This is a genomic window from Pseudorhodoferax sp. LjRoot39 (assembly GCF_964253035.1).
Lineage (GTDB): Bacteria > Pseudomonadota > Gammaproteobacteria > Burkholderiales > Burkholderiaceae_C > Pseudorhodoferax.
Genome location: NZ_CAXUQL020000001.1, coordinates 6,962,313 through 6,980,486 on the forward strand (window position 1 = coordinate 6,962,313; position 18,174 = coordinate 6,980,486).

The window sequence follows — 18,174 nt, forward strand, 5'->3', positions numbered from 1 at the left end:
CATTCACTCCTTTGGGGGCGCAAAGTGTACCGAGGCATCCGGCAGCGGGTTGGCAAGGGCTTTTCGCAGGGCGAGCAGCGCCGCTTCGAAGTCGTAGTCGTCCAGTGCCATGGCAATGGTGCTGGCGGCAGCCGGCACCTGCCGGGCGAACAGGGGCGCATGCCGGCGCCAGTGGTCCACCGCCTCGGCGCTCGACTCGGCCAGCAGCCCCTCCAGCACGCGTGCCGGCTCGACCCAGGCCTGCGGTTCGCCGCAGCCATCGGCCGGTGCCTCCTCGGGCGCCGGCAGGACCGGCGCCAGCGCCAGGACGAGCGCATCGAGCTGCACGCTGGTGGCCTGCAGCACGGCCTGGCGCTGTGCGGCGGGCCCGGCTTCGCGGATGCAGTCCTCCAGCCGGCCTGCGCCCTCCTGCAGCCCGGTGGCGCCGATGGTGCCGGCCAGGCCCTTGAGCGTGTGCGCCAGGCGCTCGGCCTCGCCGATGTCCTCGCGGTGCAGCGCCGCGGCGATGCGGGCGCTGGCATCGTGCTGCGTCTGCACGAAGCGCCGCAGCGTGGCCAGGTACAGGCCCTTCTTGCCCAGCATGCGCTGCAGCCCAAGTTGCGTGTCCAGGCCCGGCACGCCCTGCGGCACGGCGCCGTCCGCGCTGTCGTCGGCCGCGGCGGCGCGCGGGGGCGGCGGCACGGCCCGCGCACGGCGGCGCGTCCAGCGCAGCAGCGCCGCCCACAGCCGCTCGGGCACGATGGGCTTGGTGACCGCGTCCACCATGCCCGCGGCGCGGCAGCGGTCCAGGTCCTGCTGCATGGCGTTGGCGGTCATGGCGACGATGGGCAGGTCGGTGCGCCCCAGCGCGCCGCGGATCTCCAGCGTGGCCTCGATGCCGCCCATCACCGGCATCTGCATGTCCATGAGCACGAGGTCGTAGTCGTTCGCGCGCACCCGGTCCACTGCCTCGCGGCCATCGCAGGCGAGATCGACCGCGAGGCCCAGGTCTTCCAGCAGGCCGACGGCCACCTCCTGGTTCAGCGCGTTGTCGTCCACCAGCAGCACATGGGCGCCGGCCAGTTCGCGCAGCCCGGCCTGCGCGTCCGCGCCGACGCTCGGCGGCTCCTCGGGCCGCAGGCGGCCGTCCTGCAGCTGTTGCAGGGCCTCGCGCAGGGCCGCCGGGTGCAGCGGCTTGGACAGCACGCGCGCGCAGGGCGCGGTGGGCAGGCTGTCGTCGCGGCCCGGCGGCGCCAGCAACAGCAGGCCGCCAGGCGCGCCGGGCAGATGCGTGCCGATGGCCCGGACTGCCGGCTGGCCGTCCAGGTCCGGCAGGCCGGCGTCGACGAGAACCCAGTCCGGGGCCTGGTCCGGCGGCAGGCCGCGCAGGGTCTGCACGGCCTCGGCAGCGCAGCCGGCCGGGCGAACCGCCACGCCCCATGCCTGCAGCGTGCGCACCAGGGCGGCGCGGGCGGCCGCGTTGTCCTCGACCACCAGCGCACGCCGGCCCTGCAGCGGCGCGGGCTGCGGCCCGGCCTGCGCCACGCGGCCCATGCGGGCGGTGAACCAGAACTCCGAGCCCTGGCCAGGCACGGACGACACGCCGACCTCGCCGCCCATGAGCTGGGCCAGGCTCTTGGCGATGACCAGGCCCAGGCCGGTGCCGCCGTACTTGCGCGTGGTCGAGGCATCGGCCTGCGCGAAGCTCTTGAACAGGCCCTGGATCTGCGCCGGCGTCATGCCGATGCCGGTGTCGCGCACGCCGAAGCGCAGCAGCACACTGTCCGGCGCCGCTTCGGCCACGCTCACCGAGAGCACGACCTCGCCCTGCTCGGTGAACTTCACGGCGTTGTTGCCGTAGTTGATCAGGATCTGACCCAGGCGCAGCGAATCGCCGACCAGTTGCCACGGCACCTCGGGCGCCACGTCGAGCACGAGCTCCAGGCCCTTGTCGGCCACCTTGTCCTGCAGCACCAGCACGGCGTTGTCCAGCACCGCGGCCAGCTCGAAGGCCGCCGTCTCGATGGCGAGCTTGCCGGCCTCGATCTTGGAGAAGTCCAGGATGTCGTTGATCAGCCCCAGCAGGTGCTTGCCCGACTGCTCGATCTTGCGCACGTAGTTGCGCTGGCGCGGGTCGGCCGCCTGCTTGCCGGCCAGGTAGGCCATGCCGATGATGGCGTTGAGCGGTGTGCGGATCTCGTGGCTCATGTTGGCCAGGAACTGCGACTTGGCCTGGTTGGCCCCGTCGGCCGCGGTCTTGGCCTGGCGCAGGTCCTCGGTCATCTGCCGCAGGTTGTGCTGCATGCGCGCCAGCCCGCCCATCACGCTGTCGCTGCCGCTGAACGCGATGGGGCGCTCCAGCTCGCCGCGCGACACGTGGCCGATGGCCGCATGCACCTCGTCGATGGTGCCGCCCATGACGGTGTTCAGCCGCTCGACGAAGGCGTTGAAGTTGCGTGCGACGGCATCGAACTCGTCGGTGCGCCCGGGCGGCAGGCGGCGCGACAGGTCGGCATGGGCCGCTGCAATGCCGCTCAGCGCATCGCGCACGCCGAACAGCGGCCGCAGCACCATCGCCCGCAGCGCGAAATAGAGCGCCGTGATCAGCGTGAGGTCCAGCGCCAGCGTCAGCAGCACGAGCCGCACCAGTTCGCGCTGGAGCGCGGCGCGGATCGGCGCGCGTGTCACGTGGACGATCGCGCTGCCCAGGTTCTCGGCGGCGTCGTCCTGCCGCAGCGCGACGCGGCGCAGGATGAGGTCCGCGTCGCCGGGCGGGCCCTCATCGGCGGCCGCGTCGCGGTGCGCACGGAAGAGCACCGTGCCACCTTCGTCGCGCACCTCGATCGCCAGCACCTCTGGCGATGCGAGTTCGGAGACGACTGTCTTCTCCACCTGCTGCATGTCCAGCCGCCAGAGCACCGGCGGCAGGCTCACCGCCAGCCGGCCGGCGATGCCGTCGATCTGCCGGTCCAGCTGGCGCTGCAGGCGCGCGCTGCTGTCCAGGTAGTTCAGCACGCCGAACAGGCCCACCACCGCCGAGGCGATGAGCACCACGAGCCAGACGAACTGCGCGCGCAGGGACCACATGCGCGCGTTCAGGCGGCGCCGCATGCGGGCTCAGTCGAATGGAACTTCATAGCCATATTGCTTGTAGATGGACAGGAAGCCTGCGTCCTTGTGCAGCACCTCCATCTGCTCGTCCCAGATGGTGCGCAGTGCCGCGCCGCGGGCGGTGTCGGCGAAGGCGAGGTACAGGCCCAGGTGCAGCACGAAGGCCGTGCGGTAGCGCGACATGTCCACCTTGGCGTCGCGGAGGTAGTCGCCCAGGTCGGACTTGGCGCCGACGAAGAAGTCGATGCGCTTGCGGTCCAGCATGGCGAAGGCACTGGCGATGGTGTCGACCTCGGTGACCTGCATGGGCACCTGGATGTAGCGGTCCAGGCCGAAATCGCGCAACCAGGCCACGCGCCGCTGCGCCAGCGAGGACGGGTCCTGGTAGGCCAGTTCCGCATCGGCCCGGTACACGACCATCTGCGCATTGCGGTCGAAATGCCACTTGGGATAGAGCGGGAAGTCCTTCTCGCGCAGGAAGGACGCGACCCAGGCATCGACGCGCTTGTCGCGCACCATGCTGACGGTGCGCGCGTAGGGCAGGATCTGGATGCGCACCGGCCCGATGCCGCCGCGCGCATAGACCGACCGGATGAGGTCGAAGTACAGGCCCGTGCCGTCCTTGCGTGTGAGGTCGTGCCAGGTGTCGGACGCCAGAACGATGTCGGTGGGCCGCTCGATCCGCCCCTGCGCATGGGCGCCCAGCGCCAGCGCCGGCAGGGCAGCCAGCAGGGCACGGCGGCCCGCGCAGAGTCCGATCGCCCGCATCACCTGGTCCATCACGCGCCTCCTGGCCGTTGTTCACACCGGGTTGCACCGGTGGCCGCGCGGACCGAGGTGCACAAAAATTCTAGTGACTTCAGGCGCGCAGGAGCGCCATGGCGGGTGCCGTACATCGCACACCTGCCCCGCCGGTCCGCGAGGATGGGGCCGGGGCCGCCGTGGGCGGCCGCGCGGGACTTCTAAAATACCGCTCCTTCCGCGCCAGCCGGCGCGGAACGCCACCGCCTTTTCCTGAAAGCGCACCTTCCAGATGTCCGCCCCGCGCAAGATCTTCGCCACCACCGCGCTGCCGTACGCCAACGGCAATTTCCACATCGGCCACATCATGGAATACATCCAGGCCGACATCTGGGTGCGGTTCCAGCGCATGCGGGGCGCCGAGGTGAACTTCGTCGGCGCCGACGATGCACATGGCGCGCCCATCATGATCGCGGCCGAAAAGGCCGGCAAGACGCCCCAGCAGTTCGTGGCCGACATCGCCGCGGGCCGCAAGCAGTACCTCGATGGCTTCCATGTCGCCTTCGACAACTGGAGCCACACCGACAGCGCGGAGAACCATGCGCTGTGCGCCGACATCTACCGCGCGCTGCGCCAGGCCGGCCTGATCGCGCAGAAGAGCGTGGAGCAGTTCTTCGACCCCGAGAAGAACATGTTCCTGCCCGACCGCTTCATCAAGGGCGAGTGCCCCAACTGCGGCGCCAAGGACCAGTACGGCGACAACTGCGAGGTGTGCAGCGCCGTCTACACCCCCACCGACCTCAAGAACCCGTACTCGGCGCTGAGCGGCGCCAAGCCCGTGCTGCGCACCAGCGAGCACTTCTTCTTCAGCCTGTCCGACCCGCGCTGCGCCGAGTACCTGCAGGGCTGGATCACCGACAGCGGCCTGCAATCCGAAGTGGCCAACAAGGTGCGCGAGTGGTTCACCGTGCGCAAGAACGCCGACGGCAGCACCAGCGAAGGCCTCGCGGACTGGGACATCTCGCGCGAGGCGCCCTACTTCGGCATCGAGATCCCCGATGCGCCGGGCAAGTACTTCTATGTGTGGTTCGATGCGCCCATCGGCTACCTGGCTTCGCTGAAGAATTTGCTCAACAAGCGCGACCAGGACTTCGATGCCTACATGGCCGACCCCGCCCTGGAGCAGTACCACTTCATCGGCAAGGACATTGTCACCTTCCACACGCTGTTCTGGCCCGCCGTGCTGCATTTCGCGGGCCGCAAGGTGCCCAACAACGTGTTCGTGCACGGCTTTTTGACCGTCAACAACGGCGAGAAGATGAGCAAGAGCCGCGGCACCGGCCTGGACCCGCTCAAGTACCTGAGCCTGGGCATGAACGCCGAATGGCTGCGCTACTACATCGCCGCCAAGCTCAACGGGCGCAACGAGGACATCGACTTCAATCCCGACGACTTCATGGCGCGCGTGAACGCCGACCTGATCGGCAAGTTCGTCAACATCGCCTCGCGCGCGGCCGGCTTCATCACCAAGCGCTTCAATGGACAGCTCTCGCAGCTTCCAAACGACGGAAGTGCCGGTCTTGTTCAGCTCATCGCATCTCATGCAGATGACATCGCCGAGGCCTTCGAGCGCCGCGACACCGCGCGTGCGCTGCGCGAGGTCATGCTGCTGGCCGACCGCGTGAACGAGTACGTGGACGCCAACAAGCCCTGGGAACTGGCCAAGCAGGAAGGTGCCGATGCGCGTCTGCAGGACGTCTGCAGCACCTGCATCGAAGCCTTCCGGCTGCTGGCGCTGTACTTGAAGCCCGTGTTGCCGGCGCTGGCCGCGCAGGTCGAGGCCTTTCTCAAGGTCGAGGCCCTGCAATGGCCCGATGCCGGCCGGCTGCTGGGCGCGGGCCATGCCATCGGCGCTTACCAGCACCTGATGCAGCGTGTGGACATCAAGCAACTCGACGCGCTGTTCGAGCCGCCCGCGGCACCCGAACCCGAGAAGCTGCAGCCCGGCGGCGAGGAGATCGCACCGACCATCTCCATCGACGATTTCGCCAAGATCGACCTGCGCATCGCCAAGATCGTGGCCTGCGAGAAGGTCGAGGGCTCGACCAAGCTGCTGCGCCTGACGCTGGACGTCGGCGAAGGCCGCATGCGCAACGTGTTCAGCGGCATCGCAAGCAGCTACCAGCCCGAGCAACTGGTCGGCAAGCTGACCGTGATGGTGGCCAACCTGGCGCCGCGCAAGATGAAGTTCGGCGTCAGCGAAGGCATGGTGCTGGCCGCCAGCCATGCCGACGAGAAGGCCCAGCCCGGCATCCATGTGCTGGAGCCCTGGCCAGGCGCGCAACCCGGCATGCGGGTGCGTTGATGCGCCACGCGGCCGCGCTGCTCGCCCTGGCCTGCCTGGTGTTGGCTGGTTGCGCGGTGGTGACGGTGGCGGGTGCGGTGGTCAGCGTGGGCGCCACGGCCGTGGGCGTCGCCGCCGACGTGGCCGTGGGCGCCGTCAAGGTCACCGGGCAGGCCGTGGGCGCAGCCGTGGACGTGGTGACGCCCGGCAACGAATAGCAGCGCCGCTCAGTGCGCGCGGTGCGCGCAGGCGCCCACGATCAGCTCGGCCAGCACCTCCAGGCTGCCCACCTTCTCGGCCGCATCGACCGTGAACAGCTCCTGCACCGCCGCGCCGCGCAGCGAGGAGAACACCACCGAGGCCACGCCCTGCGGATGGGGATGGGATTTCAGCTCGGGGAAGGTGGCGAAGAACTGCGTGTAGAAGCCGCGGTCCACCTCTTCGCGGTAGTTCTCGATGCGCGCGAACAGCGACGGAATCGCCTTGCAGCCGAAGAACAGGCTCCAGGCCGTCTGGTAGTTGGGCGCGCCGAAGATGTGCTGCCAGGCGCGTTGGACGAACTGCGGCGCGCGCTGGTCCAGCGGCAACGCCGGGTCCGGCCAGACGCCGCCCTGGTCGCCCAGCGGCGCCATGACCTCGGCCACCAACCGTTCCATCAGCACGTCACGGCTCTCGAAATGGTGCTGCAGCGCACCCATGCTGACCTCGGCGCGGCGCGCGATGGCCTGCAGCGTGGCGCTCTTGAACCCTTCCTCGCGCAGCAGCGTCAGCGCCGCTTCGATGATCTTGCGCCGGGTCGCTTCCACGCGCTCGCTCTGCGGCGTGCGGACGCGGGCTTCATCCTGGGACGTGGTGCTGCGGCGAGAAGTCATGCACAAATAATAAATTGATATGGCCGCGCCACCTCCGCGCGCACCGCTCTAGCTTCTTTCAATTCGCTTGTCCATAGGGTCATCTACTAAACAATAATAATTTATTGATACTGCACAATTTCCGCACCAGCCCACGAGGCCCACCCTGCGGAGTTCACCCTTGCCCCACGACATCGACCGCCTGCCAACCGACGACAACACCAACGGCTGGAGCGCACTGCTCGGCCCGCGCCAGCCGCGCGCGCCGCTGCAGCAGGATCTGTCGGTGGACTTCCTGGTCATCGGCGCCGGCTATGCCGGCCTGGCCGCAGCCCGCCAGCTGGCGGCCCAGGAACCGCATGCCAGCATCGCCGTGGTCGATGCCAGTGTGGTCGGCGAGAACGCCTCGGGCCGCAATTCGGGTTTCGCCATCGACCTGCCGCACAGCTCCGCCCCGTCCGACGCCGATGTCGAAGCCGGCCGGCGCGTCATCCGGGTCAACCGCTTCGCGGTGGACGCGCTGGAAAACCTCGTGGCCGAGCACCGCATCGCATGCGACTGGGCCCGGCGCGGCCGTTACCACGTGGCGGTGACGGACGAAGTGGCCGAGAGCGCACTGCAGCCCTACACCCGCAACCTGCAGGCCTGGGACGAGCCCTATGCCTGGCTGGACCGCGACGCGCTGCGCAAGCGCCTGGGCACCAGCTACTACGCCGCAGCGGTCTACACCCCGGGCACCCGGCTGTTGAACCCCGCCGCACTGGTGCGGGGCCTGGCCGACAGCCTGCCCGCACAGGTGCAGCTGTTCGAGAACACGCCGGTGGTCGAGGTCGAGCTCAAGGGCGCGAACCCGCATGTGCGCACGGCCCAGGGCCGCCGCATCCGCGCCGGCCGTGTGATCCTGACCGTCAACGCCTACTCGCAATCCTTCGGCGTGTTCCGTGAACGCCAGGTGCCGGTGCTGCTGTTCGCCAGCCTCACGCACCGGCTGGATCCGGAGCAGCTGGCCCGGCTGGGGTCTGAACCGGTCTGGGGCGTGACGCCCGCGCACGGCGTGGCCGGCTCCACGGTGCGGCTGACGGCCGACGGGCGGCTGATGATCCGCCAGGGATTCGAATACTCGCCCGAGTTGCGCACCGACGACGCGCGCCGCGCCGAGGCCCGCGCGATGAACCTGGAGCTGCTGCGCCGCCGCTTCCCGCAGCTGGGCGCCATCGAACTGGAGCACTTCTGGATGGGCTGGCTGGCCGTCTCGCACAACCACGCGCCGGCGTTCGACCAGATCGGCCCGCAGGCCTGGGCGGCCTCGTGCTGCAACGGCTCGGGCATCGTGCGGCACACCGCCGCCGGCATGCTGATCGCCGACCACGCCCTGGGCCACAAGAACCCGCTGATCGACGACTTCCTGGTGCAGGGCACGGCCAACTACATCCCGCCGCGCCCGGTGCGCGACGTCGGCGTGGGCCTGAGCCTGGCCTGGGACATGTGGCGCGGCAAGGCCGAGCAATAAGACCTTCGCCCCCCGACATCCCTGAGATCCCCAAGGCGGCCACGAGCCGCCGCCCCCCCACCTTGACCCGAGGAGACATTCCCATGACACCCACCCACTCCGGCCACCTGGAGCGCAAGCTCCAGAGCCGCCACATCCAGCTGATCGCGCTGGGCGGCACCATTGGCACCGGCCTGTTCCTGGGCTCGGCCGGCATCATCGAGATGGCCGGCCCGGCCGTGCTGCTGGGCTATGCCGTCGGCGGCGCGCTGATCTTTTTGATCATGCGCTTCCTGGGCGAGATGCTGGTCGAGGCGCCCAACGCCGGCTCGTTCAGCTACTTCGCCAACCGCCACCTGGGCCGCTTCGCGGGCTTCCTGTCGGGCTGGAACTGCATCGCGCTGTACGTGCTGGTGGGCATGCTGGAGCTGACCGCCTGCGGCAAGTTCATCCAGTACTGGTGGCCCGAGGTGCCGACCTGGGCCACGGCCGCCGTGTTCTTCGTGCTGATCAACGCGGTGAACTTCATCAACGTCAAAGCCTATGGCGAATTCGAATTCTGGTTCGCGCTGATCAAGATCGTCGCCGTGGTGGCCATGATCGCCACCGGCATCTACCTGCTGTCGACCACCAGCAATCCGACCCAGACCGTCAGCAACCTGTGGACGCACGGCGGCTTCCTGCCCAACGGCATCGCCGGCCTGGTCATGTCGCTGGCCTTCATCATGTTCGCGTTCGGCGGCGTCGAGATGCTCGGTTTCGCGGCGGCCGAGACGGACCAGCCGCGCAAGGTCATTCCCAAGGCCATCAACCAGCTGGTCTGGCGCGTGCTGGTGTTCTATGTGGGCTCGATGGCCGTGCTGCTCTCGCTGACGCCCTGGACCGACCTGGTCGCCCAGCTCAAGGCCGGCGGCGACACCTACAGCAACAGCCCGTTCGTGCTGGTGATTTCGGGCATCGGCCAGAACCTGGCGGCCCACGTGCTGAACTTCGTGATCCTGACCGCCACGCTGTCGGTCTACAACAGCATGGTCTACAGCACCAGCCGCCTGCTCTACGGCATGGCCAGCGAGGGCAATGCGCCCCGGTCGCTGATGCAGGTCAACCAACGCGGCGTGCCGGTGCGCGCCATCGTCTACCCGGGCCTGGCCACCGCCCTGTGCGTGGTGCTGAACTATGTGGCGCCGCACGGCCTGATCGAGCTGCTGATGTCCTTGATCGTGGCGGCGCTGGTGATCACCTGGGTCGTCATCATCGTCACGCACATGCGCTTTCGCCGCGACGCGGTGCGCAACGGGACGCCGCTGGCCTTCCGCGCGCCGTTCGCCCCCGTGTCCAACCTCATCTGCCTGGCCGGCATGGCGCTGGTGGTCGGCGTGATGCTGCTGACCCCGTCCATCCGCGGCTCGGCCCTGGCCATCCCTGTCTGGATCGGCGTGCTGTATCTCGTCTTTCGCGCCGTGTCGTCCCGTCCGGCCCTGCCATCCGTGCAGGGCGCAGCCTGAAAAAAACCCATGCCAGCCACCTTCCACCCCGCCCCCGGCCCCATGCCGTTCTCCACCGCCGTGCGCGCCGCCGGCCTGCTCATGCTGTCGGGCCAGATCCCGTTCGACACGGCCGGCAAGCCGCACACCGGCAGCATCGAAGAGCAGACCCATGCGGTGCTGCAGGCCATCGCACAAACGCTGCAAGGCCTGGGCAGCACGCTGGACCAGGTGGTCAAGACCACCGTCTGGCTGCGCGACCTGGCCGACTTCGCCGCGTTCAACGCGGTCTACCGCAGCTACTTTGAGGAGGGCCGCTACCCCGCGCGCAGCCTGGTGCAGGCCGAGCTGGCCTTCGGCGTGGCCGTCGAGATCGAAGTGCAGGCGCTGGACACGTCCGGCGCGCCCGCCTGAACAGGAGCAACCCCATGAAGATCGACCGCATCCACCACGTCGCCTACCGCTGCAGGGACGCCAAGGAAACCGTGCTCTGGTACCAGAGCATGCTGAACATGGATTTCGTGCTGGCCATCGCCGAGGACCAGGTGCCCTCGACCAAGGCGCCGGACCCGTACATGCACGTCTTCCTGGACGCCGGCAACGGCAACGTGCTGGCCTTCTTCGAGCTGCCCACGCAGCCGCCCATGGGCCGCGACCCGAACACGCCGGAATGGGTGCAGCACATCGCCTTCCGCGTGAAGGACCGGGCCGAGCTGCTGGCGTTCAAGGCCCACCTGGAGGCCAAGGGCGTGCCGGTGCTGGGCGTGACCGACCACGGCGCGTTCCACTCGATCTACTTCTTCGACCCGAACGGCCACCGTGTCGAGCTGGCCTGCCCGGACCCGGAAGAGGCAGCGATGATCGAGAAGCTCGACGCCGTGAAGTGGGACATGCTGGAGGACTGGTCTAGAACGAAGCGCGCGCCCCAGCACGCCGCTTTCCTGCACGCCAGGGAGTTCGCATGATGGACGCCACGCACGACCCGGCGCTGCGCAGCTGGGTCGCCTCGGCCCACGCCGCAGGTACCGACTTCCCGATCCAGAACCTGCCCTTCGCCAGCTTCCGGCGCCAGGGTTCTGCCGAGCCGTTCCGCGGTGGCGTGGCCATCGGCGACCAGGTGCTGGACCTGGCCGCGCTGCACCGCAGCGGCACGCTGCAGGGCCTGGCCGCCACGGCGGTGGAGGCGGCCAGCCAGCCGCAGCTGAATGCGCTGATGGCCTTGGGGCCAGACGCCTGGAACGCCCTGCGCCATGCCCTGTCCGCAGGGTTGCGCGAAGGTGCACCGCAGCAGGCCGCGTGGCAAGCCTGCCTGCTGCCGCAGGCCGAGGCCGAATACGGCGTGCCGGCCCGCATCGGCGACTACACCGACTTCTACACCTCGGTCCACCACGCCACCAACATCGGCCGGCAGTTCCGCCCGGACAACCCCTTGCTGCCCAACTACAAGTGGGTGCCGATCGGCTACCACGGCCGTGCGTCCAGCATCGGCGTGTCGGGCCAGCGCTTTCGCCGGCCCATCGGCCAGACCATGGCGCCGGGCGCCGCGTCGCCCAGCTTCGGGCCGTGCCAACGGCTGGACATCGAGCTGGAACTGGGCGTGTTCATCGGCACCGGCAACGCACGGGGCGAGCCGATCACCATGCAGGGGGCCGAGGACCATGTGTTCGGCCTGTGCCTGTTGAACGACTGGTCGGCGCGTGACATCCAGGGCTGGGAGTACCAGCCGCTGGGACCCTTCCTGTCGAAGAACTTCGCCACCACGGTCTCGCCCTGGATCGTCACGCTGCAGGCGCTGGCACCCTACCGCGTGGCCTTCGAGCGGCCGGCCGGCGACCCGCAGCCCCTGCCCTACCTGGACTCGGCCCACAACCGCGCGGCCGGCGCGTTCGACATCCAGCTGGCGGTGGACTTGCAGACCGCCACCATGCGCGCATCCGGCCAGGCGCCGGCCCCCATCGTGCAGACCAGCTACCGCCACGCCTACTGGACGGTGGCGCAGATGGTGGCGCACCACACGGTCAACGGCTGCAATCTGCAAAGCGGCGACCTGTTTGGCAGCGGCACGCTGTCCGGCCCCACGCTGGACCAGGCCGGCGCACTGATCGAGCTGACCAGCGGCGGCACGCAGCCGGTCCGGCTGCCGAACGGCGAGGCGCGCACCTGGCTGCAGGACGGCGACAGCGTGACGCTGCGCGGCTGGTGTGCGCGACCCGGGGCTGCACGCATCGGCTTCGGCCGCTGCGAAGGCACGGTGTTGCCCAGCCTGTCCACCATGTGAAGGAACCCGAGATGAAACTGTCCCCCGCCCAACTGCAGCCGCTGCTGGCCCAGCTGCCCGCCTGGCAGGCCGACGCGGAACGCGGCGGCACGCTGTCGCGCCGCTTCGTGTTCCGCGATTTCGCGCAGGCCATGGGTTTCATGTGCCAGATCGCGGTGCACGCCGAGAAGCACGACCACCACCCCGAGTGGTTCAACGTCTACAACCGCGTGGACGTCACGCTCACCACCCACGACGCGGGCGGCCTGTCGCTGCGCGACATCCGGCTGGCCCGCACCATGGACCAGGTCGCCGCGGCGCTCGCGCTGCAGGCCGCCCCGACCCAGGAGATCGACCATGCATGACACCGCCCCCGCCAAGCACGGCCTGGCCGCCGGCGACCACCGGCCCGACCGCCCCGACTGGACCATAGCCCAGGACTGGGAGCGCTACACGGCCGCAGAACACGCCGTGTGGAAGACGCTGTTCGAACGCCAGAGCCGGCTGCTGCCCGGCCGGGCCTGCGCCGAGTTCGTGCGGGGCATGGCCGACCTGCCGCTCGGCGCCGACCAGATCCCGAACTTCGAGCAGCTGTCCGAGGTGCTGATGCAGCGCACCGGCTGGCAGGTGGTGGCCGTGCCCGGACTGGTGCCCGACGACGTGTTCTTCGAGCATCTGGCAAACCGCCGCTTTCCGTCCGGCCAGTTCATCCGCAAGCCGCACGAGCTGGACTACCTGGAAGAGCCCGACGTGTTCCACGACGTGTTCGGCCATGTGCCCATGCTCATGAACCCGGTGATGGCGGAGTTCATCCAGGCCTACGGCCAGGGCGGCCTGCGCGCCAAGCAGCTGGGCGTGCTGGACCAGCTGGCGCGCGTCTACTGGTACACGGTGGAGTTCGGCCTGGTGCTGGAGGATGGCGCGCCGCGCATCTACGGCGCCGGCATCGTGTCCTCGTCCACCGAGACGCGGTTCTCGGTCGAGGACGATTCGCCCAACCGCGTGCGCTTCGCGCTCGAGCGCGTGATGCGCACGCGCTACCGCATCGACGATTTCCAGGAGACCTACTTCGTGCTGGACCACCTCGACGAGCTGCTGGCCCTGGCCCAGGTCGACTTCGCCCCCTACTACCAGCGCGTGCGCGGCGCCGCCGAGCACGCGCCCGGCGACGTGCTCGCCAGCGACCGCGTGCTGACGCGCGGCACCGGCCGCTACCACGCGCGCAAGCGCCAGGGAGCGGCAGCATGAGCGCCGCCCGGCCGCCCGAAGGCGCTCGCGCCGCAGCCGCAGGCGCAGGCGCCCCAGTGAGCGCGGCGCCGCAAGTGGTGCTCGTCACCGGCGCGGCCGGCCATCTGGGCCAGGCCGTGGCCGCCCACTTCCAGCAGGGCGGCGCCCGCCTGCTGCTGCTGGACCGCGACGCGCAGGCGTTGCAACGCCTGTACGGCGAGATGCGTGGGGCGCAAACCATCGCAGCCGACCTGCTGGACCGCGCCCAGCTGCAGGCCCGCATCGAGGCGGCCTGGGCCGCACCGCAGCGCATCGACGTGCTGTGCCACCTGGCCGGCGGCTTCCGCATGGGCGAGGCAGTGCACGAACTGGCGGCGGGCAGCTGGGACTTCCTGATGGACCTGAACGCGCGCAGCTTCCTGAACGTGGCGGCCGCCGTGGTGCCACGCCTGCTGGCCCAGGGCGCCGGCCGTGTGGTGACCGTGGGCGCCGGTGCGGCGCAGCGCGGCGGCGCCCACATGGGCGGCTACAGCGCATCGAAGAGCGCGCTGATGCGGTTGACGGAATCGATGTCGGCCGAGCTGCGCGACCAGGGCATCAACGTGAACTGCGTGCTGCCCTCGGTCATCGACACGCCGGACAACCGTGCGTCCATGCCCGACGCCGATGCCTCGCGCTGGGTCACGCCCGCGGCGCTGGCCGATGTGGTTGGCTTCCTCGCGTCCGACGCGGCCCGCGCCGTGCATGGCGCGGCGCTGCCTGTCAGCGGCCGGGTCTGAGTTATTGGACCTTGTTCTCGGGTGCCTGCGGATCCGGCACGGAGCCGGTGCGCAGCACCCGGTAGTCGGTGTTGAAGACCACGCTGAACACCATGGAGGTGTTGGGCGGCTCCAGGTAGCGCCAGTCGTAGACCACCTCGCGCTTGAGGTCGTAGGGCGTGACCTTCATGGGCTTGCCCAGCATCTTGCGCACGTCTTCCATCATCATGCCCGGCTGCACCTTGGCGAAGTTCTCGGGCGTGAGCACCTGGCGCAGTGCGCTCATCTTGCCGTCCGGGCCGATGGTGATCATGTAGTTGCGGTGGCCGGCGGGCTGGCGGTTGTACTCGAAGGTGCGGCCGCCGCCCGGCGCATCCCAGATCTTCTCGGGCTCGCCGAACTGCTTGCGCACGTCGGCCTCCGTGGCCACGCCCTCTTCCAGCGCGTCGATGCGTTGCGGGTCGCAGGCCAGCAGCAAGGAGCCCGCCAAGGCTGCCGTAGCCCATTGCGCCACCAGCTTCCATCGCCCCGCCATGCTGCCCCCTTAAAATCCGCGCCTTCGAAAGGTTCAGTGTATGTCCATCTTCCGCCGCCCCGACTACAAGTCCGAAGCCACCCAGTTCATCGACCAGCTCAAGGCCCAGCAGCCCGACCTGGAAGCGCGCCAGCGCGCCGGCCGCGCCCTGCTGTGGGACAAGGCGGTGGACCGCAAGGTCTGGACCGAGTTCCGCCAGGGCCAGGTGGCGCAGAAGCCCTACGTCTACCAGACCGACAACCACTGATCGCGGCAGGCGCCACGCGCGTGGAGTCCAAGCTGCTGCCACCCGCCCACGGCGAGGCCGCCCCCATGCCGGAGGTGGTGGACCAGGTGGCGCTCGCGCGCCTGTACGGCGAGCCGCTGTTCGCCATCCCGCAGGACCTGTACATCCCGCCCGATGCGCTGGAAGTCTTCCTGGAGGCTTTCGAAGGCCCGCTGGACCTGCTGCTCTACCTGATCCGCAAGCAGAACTTCAACATCCTCGACATCCCCATGGCTGCCGTGACACGGCAGTACCTGGCCTACGTGGACGAGATCCGCACACGCAACCTCGAGCTGGCGGCCGAGTACCTGCTCATGGCGGCCATGCTGATCGAGATCAAGTCGCGCATGCTGCTGCCGCCCAAGAAGGCGGCCGAGGGCGAGGAGGCTGAAGACCCGCGCGCCGAACTCGTGCGCCGGCTGCTCGAGTACGAGCAGATGAAACTGGCGGGCGCGCGGCTGAACGCGCTGCCGCAGTTCGGCCGCGACTTCCTCAAGGCCCAGGTCACCATCGAGCAATCGCTGCAGCCGCGCTTTCCCGACGTGCACCTGGTGGACCTGCAGGAGGCCTGGCGCGACATCTTGAAGCGCGCCAAGCTCGTGCAGCACCACCGGATCACGCGCGAGGAGCTGTCCGTGCGCGACTACATGACCCAGGTGCTGCGCACGCTGCAGGGCCGCAAGTTCGTCGAGTTCGAGGAACTGTTCAATCCGGAGAAGGGTTCGACCGTGCTGGTCGTGACCTTCATCGCGCTGCTGGAGCTGGGCAAGGAAACGCTGGTGGAGATCGTGCAGGCCGAGGCCTTCGCCCCCATCTACGTGCGCCTGGCCTACACCGCCACCAACTAAACGCCGTCGGCGGCCGGCCCGCGGCCCATCAGCGCGGCCAAGGCCTGCTGCGGCTGCAGCTGGCCATCGAGCAAGGCCAGCACGCTTTCGGCGATCGGCATCTCCACACGCAGCGCGCGCGCGCGCTGCACCACGGTGCGCGCGCTGTAGACGCCCTCGGCCACATGGCCCAGCGAGGCCACGGCTTCGTCGAGCCGCATGCCGCTGGCCAGCAGCAGTCCCACCTTGCGGTTGCGGCTCAAGTCGCCTGTGGCGGTCAGCACCAGATCGCCCAGGCCGGACAGGCCCATGAAGGTCTCGGCGCGTGCGCCCAGCGCCAAGCCCAGGCGCGTCATCTCCGCCAGGCCGCGCGTGACCAGCGCGGCCCGGGCATTGAGCCCCAGCGACAGGCCATCGCACAGGCCGGTGGCGATCGCCAGCAGGTTCTTGACGGCGCCGCCGACCTCCACGCCCGGCACGTCGTCGCTGCTGTAGACCCGCAGCGTCGGACCGTGGAAGGCCTGGACCAACGCTTCGCGCAGCGCCGCATCGGCACTGGCAGCGACCAGCGCGGTCGGCTGGCCGGCCGCGACCTCCTGCGCGAAGCTGGGTCCGCTCAGCACGCCGAAGGCGCCTGTGCCGACCACGGCATGGTGGATCTCGTGGCCCAGCAGGCCTGCACCGCCGGCCTCGAAGCCCTTGCACAGCCAGGCCAGTGGCCGGCCCAGCGGCGCGAGTTCGGTCAGCATGGCGCGCAGCGCCGCCATGGGCGTGGCGATGACGAGCAGGTCCTGGTCCGCGCACAGTGGCGCCAGCGGCCCGTCGGCAAGCTGCAGCGCAGCCGGCAGCGGCGCCTCGGGCAGGTAGCGGGTGTTGCTGCGCTGTGCGCGCATCTGCGCCACCTGTGCAGCGTCGCGCGCCCACAGCGTCACGCTGCGCCCCGGCAGCCGGCTGGCGTGCACGGCCAGTGCCGTGCCCCAGGCGCCCGCGCCCAGCACGGCGATCTTCATGGATTACTGCAGGGCCGGGGCTGCGCCGTTGGCGGCGGTGGCCTGTTGTGCCTGCTGTTGCTCGTACATGGCCTGGAAGTTGATCTCGGCCAGGTGCACGGGCGGGAAGCCGGCGCGCTGGACCAGGTCGGCCACGTTGCCGCGCAGGTAGGGGTAGACGATCTGCGGGCAGGCGATGCCCATGATGGCGCCCATCTGGTCCTGCGGCAGGTTGCGGATCTCGAAGATGCCAGCCTGCTTGGCTTCGACCAGGAACACCGTCTTGTCGCCGCCCACGCGCGTGTGCACGGTGGCGGTGACCGTCACTTCGTAGATGCCATCGGCCACGTTGTTGCCGTCCACGCCCAGCTGGATGTCGACCTGGGGCTGCTCCTGCTGCAGCAGGATGGCCGGCGAATTGGGCTGCTCCAGCGAGGCTTCCTTCAGGTAGATGCGCTGGATCTGGAACACGGGAGCTTGGTCTTGGGTCTCGGCCATGGAGGTCTTTCGGGTGTCAAAAAAAGCCCGCCGGGGTTGCGTCCGCGGCGGGCAGCAGTCAGCCGGTCATTATGGCCGAGCGCCGTGTCAGCTTCCCTGCAGCAGCGGCACCAGGCCGCCACGGCTGTCCAGCGCGATCAGGTCGTCGCAGCCGCCCACATGGGTGTCGCCGATGAAGATCTGCGGCACGGTGCGCCGGCCCGTCAATTCCATCATCTTCATGCGTTCGGCCGGATCGGTGTCGACGCGGATCTCCTCGATCTGCGCCACGCCCTTGGCCTTGAGCACCTGCTTGGCGCGGATGCAGTAGGGGCACACCGCGGTGGTGTACATGCGCACGGCCTGCATCAGGCCTTCTCCACCGGCAGGCCAGCGTCGCGCCAGGCCTTCATGCCGCCGCCCACGGCCTGGGCGTTTTCGTAGCCAAGCTTCTTGGCCGCAGCGACGGCACGGTTGGCACGGGCGCCGGTCGGGCAGACCAACAACAGCGGCACGCCCTTGTTCTTGACCACGCCGGCCAGCTTGGTGTCGAGCTGGCCGAAGGGCACGTTCCTGGCACCGACCACATGGCCGGCGGCGAATTCCGCCTCTTCGCTGACATCGACCACCACCGCCTTTTCGCGGTTGATCAGTTGCACGGCACCGGCCGGCGACAGCGCCGAGGCGCCGGCGGCACCGGAGACCATGGGCCACAGCAACAGGCTGGCGGAAGCCAGCGCCACGGCGAACAGCATCCAGTTGTCGATCACGAAATTCATGCAGGGGCTTTCTCGTTGGGACCGCGACCGATCTGGCCTGCGGGTCGGCGATTCTAAAATG

20 protein-coding genes are annotated in these 18,174 nt (G+C 69.3%); 12 read left to right on the top strand and 8 right to left on the bottom strand.

Features of this window, described 5'->3' with window-relative positions; genetic code table 11:
* Positions 1-3: 3 nt before the first annotated feature.
* Positions 4-3,090: a response regulator gene (locus tag ACSQ4M_RS32510; protein WP_436193479.1), complete on the bottom strand. Its 3,087-nt coding sequence runs from the start codon at positions 3,088-3,090 to the stop codon at positions 4-6.
* 6 nt (positions 3,091-3,096) lie between these two features.
* Positions 3,097-3,870, bottom strand: a complete 774-nt coding sequence (locus tag ACSQ4M_RS32515) for a substrate-binding periplasmic protein (protein ID WP_436193480.1) — start codon at positions 3,868-3,870, stop codon at positions 3,097-3,099.
* Between the two features lie 253 nt (positions 3,871-4,123).
* Here ACSQ4M_RS32515 and metG point away from each other — a divergent pair, with 253 nt between their 5' ends.
* Positions 4,124-6,196 carry a methionine--tRNA ligase gene (metG, locus tag ACSQ4M_RS32520; RefSeq protein WP_436193481.1) on the top strand — a complete coding sequence of 691 codons (2,073 nt, stop codon included), beginning with the start codon at positions 4,124-4,126 and terminating at the stop codon, positions 6,194-6,196.
* On the top strand, positions 6,196-6,393 hold the full coding sequence (locus tag ACSQ4M_RS32525) for a hypothetical protein (protein ID WP_436193482.1): 198 nt from the start codon (positions 6,196-6,198) through the stop codon (positions 6,391-6,393). Before metG ends, ACSQ4M_RS32525 begins: the two co-directional genes overlap by 1 nt.
* A gap of 9 nt (positions 6,394-6,402) precedes the next feature.
* Here the strand turns inward: ACSQ4M_RS32525 and ACSQ4M_RS32530 are convergent, their stop codons facing one another.
* Positions 6,403-7,047 carry a TetR/AcrR family transcriptional regulator gene (locus ACSQ4M_RS32530; RefSeq protein WP_436193483.1) on the bottom strand — a complete coding sequence of 215 codons (645 nt, stop codon included), beginning with the start codon at positions 7,045-7,047 and terminating at the stop codon, positions 6,403-6,405.
* 160 nt (positions 7,048-7,207) lie between these two features.
* Here ACSQ4M_RS32530 and ACSQ4M_RS32535 point away from each other — a divergent pair, with 160 nt between their 5' ends.
* The 8 genes from ACSQ4M_RS32535 (at position 7,208) to ACSQ4M_RS32570 (ending at position 14,262) form a co-directional block, all read left to right on the top strand.
* Positions 7,208-8,536: an NAD(P)/FAD-dependent oxidoreductase gene (locus ACSQ4M_RS32535; protein ID WP_436193484.1), complete on the top strand. Its 1,329-nt coding sequence runs from the start codon at positions 7,208-7,210 to the stop codon at positions 8,534-8,536.
* 83 nt (positions 8,537-8,619) lie between these two features.
* Positions 8,620-10,020, top strand: coding sequence for an amino acid permease (locus tag ACSQ4M_RS32540; protein ID WP_436193485.1), 1,401 nt, complete (start codon positions 8,620-8,622; stop codon positions 10,018-10,020).
* A gap of 9 nt (positions 10,021-10,029) precedes the next feature.
* Complete coding sequence (locus ACSQ4M_RS32545) at positions 10,030-10,413, top strand: RidA family protein (RefSeq protein ID WP_436193486.1); 384 nt, start codon at positions 10,030-10,032, stop codon at positions 10,411-10,413.
* 14 nt (positions 10,414-10,427) lie between these two features.
* On the top strand, positions 10,428-10,964 hold the full coding sequence (locus ACSQ4M_RS32550; protein WP_436193487.1) for a VOC family protein: 537 nt from the start codon (positions 10,428-10,430) through the stop codon (positions 10,962-10,964).
* On the top strand, positions 10,961-12,277 hold the full coding sequence (gene fahA / locus ACSQ4M_RS32555) for a fumarylacetoacetase (RefSeq protein ID WP_436193488.1): 1,317 nt from the start codon (positions 10,961-10,963) through the stop codon (positions 12,275-12,277). Before ACSQ4M_RS32550 ends, fahA begins: the two co-directional genes overlap by 4 nt.
* A gap of 11 nt (positions 12,278-12,288) precedes the next feature.
* Positions 12,289-12,621: a 4a-hydroxytetrahydrobiopterin dehydratase gene (locus tag ACSQ4M_RS32560; RefSeq protein ID WP_436193489.1), complete on the top strand. Its 333-nt coding sequence runs from the start codon at positions 12,289-12,291 to the stop codon at positions 12,619-12,621.
* Entirely contained in the window at positions 12,614-13,504 is an 891-nt protein-coding gene (gene phhA / locus ACSQ4M_RS32565) for a phenylalanine 4-monooxygenase (RefSeq protein ID WP_436193490.1), read from the top strand. The genes ACSQ4M_RS32560 and phhA overlap by 8 nt, the downstream gene beginning before the upstream one ends.
* On the top strand, positions 13,501-14,262 hold the full coding sequence (locus ACSQ4M_RS32570) for an SDR family NAD(P)-dependent oxidoreductase (RefSeq protein WP_436193491.1): 762 nt from the start codon (positions 13,501-13,503) through the stop codon (positions 14,260-14,262). Before phhA ends, ACSQ4M_RS32570 begins: the two co-directional genes overlap by 4 nt.
* 1 nt (position 14,263) lies before the next feature.
* On the opposite strand, the gene bamE is transcribed toward ACSQ4M_RS32570, so the two are convergent.
* Positions 14,264-14,776, bottom strand: a complete 513-nt coding sequence (bamE, locus tag ACSQ4M_RS32575; RefSeq protein WP_436193492.1) for an outer membrane protein assembly factor BamE domain-containing protein — start codon at positions 14,774-14,776, stop codon at positions 14,264-14,266.
* A 40-nt stretch (positions 14,777-14,816) separates the two neighbouring features.
* Here bamE and ACSQ4M_RS32580 point away from each other — a divergent pair, with 40 nt between their 5' ends.
* Together ACSQ4M_RS32580 and ACSQ4M_RS32585 are read left to right on the top strand one after the other, a co-directional pair.
* Positions 14,817-15,023 (top strand): DUF3460 family protein, encoded by a 207-nt coding sequence (locus tag ACSQ4M_RS32580; RefSeq protein WP_436193493.1) that lies wholly within the window; start codon positions 14,817-14,819, stop codon positions 15,021-15,023.
* Between the two features lie 65 nt (positions 15,024-15,088).
* Positions 15,089-15,889, top strand: coding sequence for a segregation and condensation protein A (locus ACSQ4M_RS32585; RefSeq protein WP_436194106.1), 801 nt, complete (start codon positions 15,089-15,091; stop codon positions 15,887-15,889).
* On the opposite strand, the gene ACSQ4M_RS32590 is transcribed toward ACSQ4M_RS32585, so the two are convergent.
* The 4 genes from ACSQ4M_RS32590 to ACSQ4M_RS32605 all read right to left on the bottom strand — a co-directional run bounded on the left by ACSQ4M_RS32590 (position 15,886) and on the right by ACSQ4M_RS32605 (position 18,113).
* Positions 15,886-16,878, bottom strand: a complete 993-nt coding sequence (locus tag ACSQ4M_RS32590) for an NAD(P)H-dependent glycerol-3-phosphate dehydrogenase (RefSeq protein WP_436193494.1) — start codon at positions 16,876-16,878, stop codon at positions 15,886-15,888. The genes ACSQ4M_RS32585 and ACSQ4M_RS32590 overlap by 4 nt on opposite strands.
* 3 nt (positions 16,879-16,881) lie before the next feature.
* Positions 16,882-17,355, bottom strand: coding sequence for a protein-export chaperone SecB (gene secB / locus ACSQ4M_RS32595; protein ID WP_056900789.1), 474 nt, complete (start codon positions 17,353-17,355; stop codon positions 16,882-16,884).
* 87 nt (positions 17,356-17,442) lie between these two features.
* Positions 17,443-17,703, bottom strand: a complete 261-nt coding sequence (gene grxC, locus ACSQ4M_RS32600; RefSeq protein ID WP_436193495.1) for a glutaredoxin 3 — start codon at positions 17,701-17,703, stop codon at positions 17,443-17,445.
* Positions 17,703-18,113, bottom strand: coding sequence for a rhodanese-like domain-containing protein (locus ACSQ4M_RS32605; protein WP_436193496.1), 411 nt, complete (start codon positions 18,111-18,113; stop codon positions 17,703-17,705). The genes grxC and ACSQ4M_RS32605 overlap by 1 nt, the downstream gene beginning before the upstream one ends.
* Positions 18,114-18,174: the final 61 nt, after the last annotated feature.

Coding starts and splice junctions, on each gene's coding strand:
- ACSQ4M_RS32590 (WP_436193494.1), bottom strand. CDS start 16,878: ATGAAGATCGCCGTGCTGGGCGCGGGCGCCTGGGGCACGGCACTGGCC.
- ACSQ4M_RS32530 (WP_436193483.1), bottom strand. CDS start 7,047: ATGACTTCTCGCCGCAGCACCACGTCCCAGGATGAAGCCCGCGTCCGC.
- metG (WP_436193481.1), top strand. CDS start 4,124: ATGTCCGCCCCGCGCAAGATCTTCGCCACCACCGCGCTGCCGTACGCC.
- ACSQ4M_RS32570 (WP_436193491.1), top strand. CDS start 13,501: ATGAGCGCCGCCCGGCCGCCCGAAGGCGCTCGCGCCGCAGCCGCAGGC.
- ACSQ4M_RS32510 (WP_436193479.1), bottom strand. CDS start 3,090: ATGCGGCGCCGCCTGAACGCGCGCATGTGGTCCCTGCGCGCGCAGTTC.
- ACSQ4M_RS32585 (WP_436194106.1), top strand. CDS start 15,089: ATGCCGGAGGTGGTGGACCAGGTGGCGCTCGCGCGCCTGTACGGCGAG.
- ACSQ4M_RS32560 (WP_436193489.1), top strand. CDS start 12,289: ATGAAACTGTCCCCCGCCCAACTGCAGCCGCTGCTGGCCCAGCTGCCC.
- fahA (WP_436193488.1), top strand. CDS start 10,961: ATGATGGACGCCACGCACGACCCGGCGCTGCGCAGCTGGGTCGCCTCG.
- ACSQ4M_RS32525 (WP_436193482.1), top strand. CDS start 6,196: ATGCGCCACGCGGCCGCGCTGCTCGCCCTGGCCTGCCTGGTGTTGGCT.
- phhA (WP_436193490.1), top strand. CDS start 12,614: ATGCATGACACCGCCCCCGCCAAGCACGGCCTGGCCGCCGGCGACCAC.
- ACSQ4M_RS32545 (WP_436193486.1), top strand. CDS start 10,030: ATGCCAGCCACCTTCCACCCCGCCCCCGGCCCCATGCCGTTCTCCACC.
- ACSQ4M_RS32515 (WP_436193480.1), bottom strand. CDS start 3,870: ATGGACCAGGTGATGCGGGCGATCGGACTCTGCGCGGGCCGCCGTGCC.
- secB (WP_056900789.1), bottom strand. CDS start 17,355: ATGGCCGAGACCCAAGACCAAGCTCCCGTGTTCCAGATCCAGCGCATC.
- grxC (WP_436193495.1), bottom strand. CDS start 17,703: ATGCAGGCCGTGCGCATGTACACCACCGCGGTGTGCCCCTACTGCATC.
- ACSQ4M_RS32550 (WP_436193487.1), top strand. CDS start 10,428: ATGAAGATCGACCGCATCCACCACGTCGCCTACCGCTGCAGGGACGCC.
- ACSQ4M_RS32540 (WP_436193485.1), top strand. CDS start 8,620: ATGACACCCACCCACTCCGGCCACCTGGAGCGCAAGCTCCAGAGCCGC.
- ACSQ4M_RS32580 (WP_436193493.1), top strand. CDS start 14,817: ATGTCCATCTTCCGCCGCCCCGACTACAAGTCCGAAGCCACCCAGTTC.
- ACSQ4M_RS32605 (WP_436193496.1), bottom strand. CDS start 18,113: ATGAATTTCGTGATCGACAACTGGATGCTGTTCGCCGTGGCGCTGGCT.
- bamE (WP_436193492.1), bottom strand. CDS start 14,776: ATGGCGGGGCGATGGAAGCTGGTGGCGCAATGGGCTACGGCAGCCTTG.